Genomic DNA, 7,848 nt, shown 5'->3' with positions numbered 1-7,848 from the left:
CCAGGCGGCACGCCAGTCTCGAATGAGGCCGGCAAGCAGAGCGCGGTACTGGTAGGCCCTGCCCACGTTCGATTCCCCTTGATACCAGATGACCCCTCGAATGGCGAAGGGGACAAGCGGGGCGATCATGCCGTTGTAGAGTACGGTGGGAGCGGATGGCATGACGCCATAGCTGTTTGGTGCCGCGTTGGGGTTGTCTTCGACCTGCTGCAAAGCTTTTTGAAAGTCGGCCAGTTTGGAGATGGTGCGAGCGCTTATCCAGGCTTCGGCCGGGGTGCCACCCCAAGAGGAGTGGATAAGGCCCATGGGCACTCCCAAAGCCTGGTAGAGCGCACGGCCAAAGAAGTAGGCCACCGCGGAAAAGCCGCCCCAACCGCCTGTCGCCACCGTTTGGGGATTGCACTCTACCCACTGATTGACCAGATTGGGCTGAGCCGGATTCAAACAGGGCATCGGTTCAGGAACGGAGTAGAGTTGCACGGAAAAGAGGCGTATCTGGGGATAGTTGGCGTTGGCGATCTCCTGTTGTGCGTTGAGGCCGTTGGCGATACCGAACTGCATATTGCTTTGACCGGAGCAGAGCCAAACATCGCCGGAAAGCACGTTGTCGAACTGTTCTTGCTGGTTATCGGGGCCGGTCACGGTTATTTGGTAAGGTCCGCCAACCGGTAGAGGCCCGATGGTGGTCTGCCAGTTTCCTTTATCATCCGCCGTCGCTTCCGCCTTTTGCTGAAAGTTGTTGCCTGTAACGGTCACCGTGACCTTGGCGTTTGGGGTCGTCCAGCCCCAGATGGGGTCTTTGCGTTCGCGTTGGAGCACCATATTGCTGCTGAAAATGCGGCTCACCAAAGGCAGGTTTGCATTGCCGGCGTCGGTTTGTGCGTAGAGCGGCAGCACGGCGAAACAGAGAAGCGGAACTACGAGCAGAGAGAGGATCGCTTTCATGCAAAAAACTCCTTCTTGGAGGGTAAATTGTAGAGGACTTTCTCCCCCGCATTATACTATGCGATTCGGGCATTGTCAAAAAATCTCTCCTATGCCACGTGACGGGATATCGCTACCAAAAGTACCGCCGCCGCTCTCATTGCAAACGGCAAAAGAAAAAAGGCGAGCCGCCACCGGCGCGTCCATTCCCATCAAGGCCAACGCCCTTCTCCTCAGAACTGGTGGGAATGGAAATGCAAGATTTCTCGCTTTCGGCTCGAAATGACAGGTGCCTACGGCTCGAAATGACAGGCGTCTATCTCACGAGAAATGAAAGTCGCCTATCCACCGGCTCTTCAAGGCCGATACAGGGGTCCCCAGAAAATTGCAAGATTTTCTGGGGTAGGGCGCCTTCCCCTCAAGGCCGACGTCCTTCTCCCTCAGTGAGAATGAAATGAAAAGACCTCTCAGCTTCGCTTCGAGGTGACATGGGGTACCGATGCCCACCTACTGCAGCAGGAGGGAGACCGACAAGTTTATTGGCAATTTTCTATGATAACCTTCCCCTTTGAGAACTCACCACAACCGCCCCCTTTCTCCCGAATCGGGGGAAAGGCCGGGATAGGGGGCGAACAAGAGTGGCTTGCTGCGCTAATTGACTCTAGAGCCGTGAAGCCAGCAGTTTCTACAGCCCCTCCCCAACCCTCCCCCTACAGAGGGAGGGAGGGCAGCCTCCCCTCGCGTGCGGGGGGGATGAGAGGGGGGCTTGGGCGCCGGCATTCTGTAGCCCGCCCTCTATTCATCGGCGCTTGTGGGAGTTGAAACTTAAGATTTCTCGCCTTCGGCTCGAAATGACAGGCGTCTATTTCACGAGAAATGGCAATCGTATCATCGGCTCTGCAATGCCGACGGTGCTGCGCTCAAGGCCGACGTCCTCCCCCTCAGCACCTTTCCTTCAAGGCCGTAGTCCTCCCCCTGCAGGGGGAGGGGGAACCACCTCTACAGCCTGAGAGATTCCCTCTTCCAGGCAGGCTACCGTCATTAACGGTGCGCCATTGCCGTTCTCGGAGCCGGTTCAAAGCCGAATTCCAGAGCGTTTGCCCAATGCTCTACCCAGTCCACATGGAACGAGCCGTTGATACGGGCGACGCTTCGCAGGCGCGATAACTCCATGCAGCCTGGGTTGCCGCCATCGTTAACACGGTAGGAGAACTTGATGGTCTCACCGGCATCGAGGTGCTTCTTGACCCAAGGAATCTCGTACCAGGGGATGGCGCACTCGACAATGCGCATGTTGCCCACCTGTTTTATCACCAGTTTTCCGTTTTTAACAGGGCCATCGTAGGGCGATTTAGGCTGTCGCGGGTAGAAGTGCTTATGGGGCATACCAGGGTACTCCAAACGCCATATCTCCGTGCCGCCGCCGTATTGAGGGGCTACCTTGTTCAAGGCATACTCATAGTCGGTATCCTTGTAGGTTGTGAAGCCGAACTCGGTGCCTTTAGGGTAAGGGTACCAAGGCTTGAGAGCCTGGGGAAGCACATTGAAGGCGATCTGGACGTTGTCGAAATAAGGCGCGTTTCCTGCAGGCAGGATGGGGTCTTTGCGATAAGAGTAACGACGCACCCCTTTAGGCCATTGGAGAGGAATGAGGGTAACCTTGCCTGAGGCGTCTTTTTGAGGGTAGTAGCAGACCTCAGGGTAGAAAAACTGATCGTCGTCGCGGGTTGCAAAACGCAGGGTGCCAGGCTCGGGGGTATTATCGGCGATACGAGCGGCGAAGTAGAAATAGTGCTTGTCGTAGGCTAGATAGGCCACGGCGAAGCCCTTTTTCACATTTTGGGGTAGAGCTTTAAAAGGATACCAGGCCTGCTCGGTAAGCGAACCCGCATTGCTGTTGTCGCTTTGAATGGGTTGAGGTAGCACGCCTTTCCAGTCGCTCAGATCGCCATCCACCTTAATGGTGCGATAGGCTATGTAGTTGACATGCATCGGCTCATCCCAAACGGTTTTCCCGTCTTTTCCGGCGTCGAAGACCATATGGAGCGGGTAGGTGTTATCGGTGGTAGGAGTACCGCCGATAATCCGTACATCCACCTCTTTTGTTTGGTTGGGGCCGAAAGAGAGCGCGGAAGGGGCGCTTACGCGAAGATGACCTAGGCGAACTTCCAACCGACCCGATAGGGGGCGATTAAGCAGATTGGTGAGATCGAGACGCATGATCGGATGCTGGGAGATGGGAGCCGTCATGTCGTGTGCAACGGTGGCGATAGGCTCGAAACCTTGAATGAAGCCATTTTGAATGGCTTTGAGGAGGGCGGCGAAGGAGCCTTTCGTGCCGTTTCCTCGCAGGAAGAACCCTCTCCCATCTAACGGCACCACGATTTTGCCGTTGTGTGATGGTATCGGGTTGCCGTAGAAGTCGTAGAGGGTATAGGGGCCTGTTTGGAGCGTTAGGCTGGCACCGGAAAGAGCCTCAGGCGTTTGTATGGCGGTGATAAGCTTTTGGCGTTCTGTGGCGGGAGCACTGGACGGGAGCGCCGCAAGTTGGGCGCGAAGTTGTGCCTTATGCGCCAGCTCGGCATAGCCTCGAGCCGTCCAAAAAGGAAGGTTGTAGGCGCCAAACTCGGCGCCGAGATCGCCCACAATCACCACCGTGCCGTCTTCAGGGTTGGAACGACCCTCCGAATCGGGCCGACCGTCAAATACCATGACCCATGGCAGGCCAGGTCGAAAGAGCAGTCGCCGGAAGGGGCGTTCTCCAATGAAGTGCGTGGCGGCGCTCACCGCGGCCGCCGTAGACCAGACCTCGTAGTTCGGCACGTAGCGGCGCTTGCCGTCCGGCTCGGTGATGAACTGATCTTGCACTTCACAGACGTTGCCGTGGTAAACGCCCATGGCGCGATCGTAACCGGCCGCCCTGTCACCGGCAACGACGGCTGCCACCCTGTCATCGGTATTGGCCACCCAGCTTTCTGTATCCCATATGCGCACACGGCCGTAGGGGCCTTTGTGGTTTACCCAAGCTTTCACGGTGGCATGAGAGTCCTGTCCCTGATAGTGAATGCTCACGAAGTCGAAGATATTGGTAAACGTATCTTTGCCGTCGCAGAAAAGCTTGTCTACGGCGTTAGAGGTGGAGTCGCATCCACCTACAAGCACCTGTACACCGGCATCTTTGCGTGCCTGCAGTATGCCTTGGGCCATGTGCCAATAGATATCGCGATAGCGCAGCATGTCGGCGCCCCAGCCGGAGATGGAGATGCCCTCCCATGGTTCGTTCCAAAGCGAAAAGGCGTTGATGGGGCCTTTAGGCCATCCAAATTGGGAGGCGAAGAGATAGCACCACTTTTGGAAATCGGCATCGTAAGAGGGTAGCCAAGCGAGGTCGAACTTTGTGTCGAGCATAACTCCTTGGTCGTTCAACCAAGGGCGTGGACGTCCGAGAGGTTGGGTGGGGCCGTAAAAATCGCCACCGCCGGCCATAAAGAGCACGGCGATGTCGTTTTGCTGAAAGGTTTTAAGCTGCTGGGCAACGTTGTTGTACCAGTCTGCCCAATCTTTATCTGTGGTCGGCTTGTAGCCGACTCCGAAGCGCACAGCATGGACGCCAAGACGCTTTAAGACCGTAGCGGGAATATCGGCATCGAGACAAAAGTGCGGGTATTGAATGTGTTGGGAGGAGTGGGCGAACGTACGGATGCAGGTGGTGACGAAGAGGCGCCCGTAGTTGCCGAAATCGAGAATGAGCGCGTACCCACCGAAACGTTGGGGTATGTTCGGCTGAAGGATGTAGGTGGTCGAACCTTTGGGGGCGAGCGCCACAGAGAACGACTTTTGCACGGTTTTGGAGATTCGATAGAGGTGAGGCACCCAGATGTCGCCGGGGACGCCGTAGGTGCCATAGGCGATGATCTCCGGGGTGCAGGTTGCATTAAGAGGCTGATCGGTGAGATTTTGAATCTGCACGACAAATGTCGCCTGCTCTTTCGGGGTCAGCACGTTAGACACACCTGCCATTTTCAGCAGAATGACGGCGAGAAAGCGATTCTTTTGGTGTGGAGGGACGTTGAAGGTCTGTTGAAAGTTGACCATATCCTCTCCTTCTACCATTTGGGCATGGCTGGCAGGGAGGATGGAGAGTAGCAGGCCGAGCACGAGGCCAGCCATGTAGGCAATATACCGAAAGCGATATCGGTTCATGGAACGGTTCACTCCTTAAATGCTACGTATTATATATCGGATATAGTTTTTAAAGGGATAGGCACCATAGCTCTATCCTAGGGGCGCTTTAGGGAACGCGCTCTCCCCTCGCGGCGACCCAGAGTTTATACCAATCCTGTCGGGTGAGTTGAATTTGCGCCGCGCCGGCCGCCTCGCGGATATGATCGGGGTTATTGGAGCCGACCAGCGGTATGATGCCGGCGGGGTGGCGCAAGAGCCACGCGATGGCCATCTGGGCGGGGGTTGCGCCGCCATATTTCGGGCTAAGCTCACGAAATGCGGCGAGGATGCGTTCGATGCGTTCTTTCTGGGGATGATCGTTTGGTACCTCTCGCCTTCCGGTAAGCCACCCTCTGCCGACAGGGCTGTAGGCCAACGGGGTGATCTGCAGCTCCTCACACTGGTCGAGCACACCATCGCCGCCTCCTCCGGCCGCCCCCTCGTAGATGGGGTCAAGGCGCAAAAGCGAGATTTCTATCTGGTTGGAAACGAGGGGAACCTGAAGATAGCGCTTGAGGGCGAGCGTTTGGTGTGGATAGTAGTTCGATACGCCGACGTAGCGCACCAACCCGTCGCGTACCAGCTCTTCCAACACTTTGGCCGTCTCTGCAGGATGGCTGAGCGGATCGGGGCGATGCAGCTGGTAGAGGTCCACATATTCAACTCCCAGGCGCTGCAGCGAGCCGCGGATGGATTGGCGAATGTAGTCCGGGTCGTGTTCATAGTAGCCGCTTCGGATGCCGACTTTGGTGGCGATAAATATCTTTTCTCGAATGCCTGGGATTGCGGCCAAGCACTCTTTAAAAATCGCTTCGCAGGCGGTGCCGCCATAGATGTCGGCATGGTCAAAAAACGTAATGCCGCTCTCGATGGCAGCTTCAAAAGCGGCGATGGCGCGTCGGACGTGTTCCGGCCCCACCTCATTAGGGTTCCATGTGCCGGCAAGCCCCATGCACCCAAGCCCAATGCGAGAAACGGGCACACCATCCGGTCCGAAAGGCTGTGTCGGTATGGTATGGGTCATCTTGGTTCTATCTCCTTCGATTTATCGTAGAGCGATGGAGGGGTCGCGCGGGCGTGGGATGCTATACCACACGGCATCGCAAACCTCCAGCTCTTCTTGATCTAACTCTAGGTGAACGGCCTTGAGGGTCTCTTCGAGCTGTTCTGGGCGCGTCGCTCCGAGGATGGCGCTTGTGACGTCGGGCTGGTCAAGTACCCATGCGAGGGCGACCTGCGCCAGCGATTTGCCTCTCGGTTCAAAAAAGGTGCGCAGGGTCTCCACCGCGGTAAACTGAGCCTCTTGCCAGTAGCGCTCATGGTATATGGGAGAGCGGCCCTGCATGATGTCGAAGCGAGAGCCGGCCACAGGAGGCGCGTCACGGCGATACTTGCCGGTAAGGAAGCCGCCCGCCAATGGGTTATAGGTGATCACGCCGATCTCCTCTTCTCGGCACAGCGGCAGCAGTTCATACTCGATTTGTCGGAACAGCAGGTTATATCGCGGTTGCACCGTATCGAAGCGTGCGAGGCCGTGCTTGTCGCTAACCCATAAGGCCTTTGCCAGCTGCCAGGCCTGGTAGTTGGAGCAGCCGATGTAGCGTACCTTCCCCTGATGCACAAGGTCATCTAGGGCGCGGAGGGTCTCGTCAATAGGGGTGTCGGGATCGGGGGAGTGGGTTTGGTAGAGGTCAATATAGTCGGTTTGGAGGCGCTTCAAGCTGGCCTCTACGGCCTGCATAATATGTTTGCGCGAAAGCCCCTCATCCCACGGCCTTGGTCCCATCGTTCCGCGGCACTTGGTGGCGAGGATAAAATCATCGCGCCGATTTTTAAGCCACTTCCCCACGATCTCTTCGGTGCGCCCTACGGTTTCGGGCGTCACCGGCACGGGATAGACATCGGCAGTATCAATGAAATTGATGCCGGCATCGGCCGCCTTATCCATAATGGCGAACGCGGTGGCTTCATCGGCCTGCATTCCAAAGGTCATGGTGCCAAGGCAGATTTCGGAAACTTTCAGGCCGGTGCGACCTAAGCGTTTCAGCTTCATATTTCGTTTACTTCTCGGCTAGCATGAAGTTATGTCGTTCTCTATTTCATCCAAAGTGTGCCGAATTCCTGCTAGGTTCGGAAAGCAGCCTTCGACGAGGGGGTGAGAAAAATCGAACCCAATGTGCTGGCCTCTGCTTGTCTCTAGTGATGAGTGTGGAATCTCTACAGAACTCCAACTGATAAACGATAGTGTTCAACCATTTCTCCTCCAACTGCAGCTTGCCCTGCCTTAGTGTTATCGCACATTGCCTTCAGTTAAAACCAAACTCTTGACAACACACCATCGCTTTGCTATCATGCGGGTAGCTCCATTCCTTAGGACTGCCGCTCTGGCTGGCTCCTGCTACCGAGTGCCGCCGGCTAAGGTTTTTAACGGCTTTTAGCACCACCAGTACCTATAGTGATAACAGCAAGTGAGAGATGGTGAGTGAGAGCGGGACGCGCGGGGGCAGCTACAGCGAGAGTTTCAGCTACGATGATGCCGGCAACTCGGTGGTGTTTCGTGGGGTGAACCAAGGGTTTAATGCGGACAACCAGAACACGGCCTACACCTATGATGGAGAGGGGAACCCTGTGGTGTACAAGGGGGTGGCGATGGGTTATGACGAGGAGGACAGGCTGATAAGCGTGGGGTCGAACTGGAGT

At 56.3% G+C, this 7,848-nt stretch carries 4 protein-coding genes and 1 pseudogene; 1 reads left to right on the top strand and 4 read right to left on the bottom strand.

Annotated elements, in window-relative coordinates; translation table 11 throughout:
* From VKV29_RS01780 to VKV29_RS01765, 4 genes are all read right to left on the bottom strand, one after another.
* On the bottom strand, positions 1–945 hold a 945-nt coding region (locus tag VKV29_RS01780; protein WP_324199579.1), incomplete at its 3' end, for a sialate O-acetylesterase.
* A gap of 1,020 nt (positions 946–1,965) precedes the next feature.
* Positions 1,966–5,127 carry a hypothetical protein gene (locus tag VKV29_RS01775; protein ID WP_324199578.1) on the bottom strand — a complete coding sequence of 1,054 codons (3,162 nt, stop codon included), beginning with the start codon at positions 5,125–5,127 and terminating at the stop codon, positions 1,966–1,968.
* An 88-nt stretch (positions 5,128–5,215) separates the two neighbouring features.
* The gene (locus tag VKV29_RS01770; RefSeq protein WP_324199577.1) at positions 5,216–6,172 is read right to left on the bottom strand and encodes an aldo/keto reductase; all 957 of its coding nucleotides are present in this window, start codon (positions 6,170–6,172) and stop codon (positions 5,216–5,218) included.
* A 21-nt stretch (positions 6,173–6,193) separates the two neighbouring features.
* The gene (locus VKV29_RS01765; RefSeq protein WP_324199576.1) at positions 6,194–7,201 is read right to left on the bottom strand and encodes an aldo/keto reductase; all 1,008 of its coding nucleotides are present in this window, start codon (positions 7,199–7,201) and stop codon (positions 6,194–6,196) included.
* Between the two features lie 422 nt (positions 7,202–7,623).
* On the opposite strand from VKV29_RS01765, the pseudogene VKV29_RS01760 reads away from it, so the two are divergent.
* Positions 7,624–7,848, top strand: a pseudogene (locus tag VKV29_RS01760) (hypothetical protein); the annotation flags it as partial.

Source organism: Chthonomonas sp. (genome assembly GCF_035294165.1).
Classification (GTDB): domain Bacteria; phylum Armatimonadota; class Chthonomonadetes; order Chthonomonadales; family Chthonomonadaceae; genus Chthonomonas.
Note: the sequence above shows the minus strand (reverse complement) of the source record. Positions and strands in the feature narration are given on the sequence as shown.

Bases quoted from the DNA above. Each gene is read 5' to 3' on its own strand.
- VKV29_RS01775 (WP_324199578.1), bottom strand. From the start codon at position 5,127: ATGAACCGATATCGCTTTCGGTATATTGCCTACATGGCTGGCCTCGTG.
- VKV29_RS01770 (WP_324199577.1), bottom strand. From the start codon at position 6,172: ATGACCCATACCATACCGACACAGCCTTTCGGACCGGATGGTGTGCCC.
- VKV29_RS01765 (WP_324199576.1), bottom strand. From the start codon at position 7,201: ATGAAGCTGAAACGCTTAGGTCGCACCGGCCTGAAAGTTTCCGAAATC.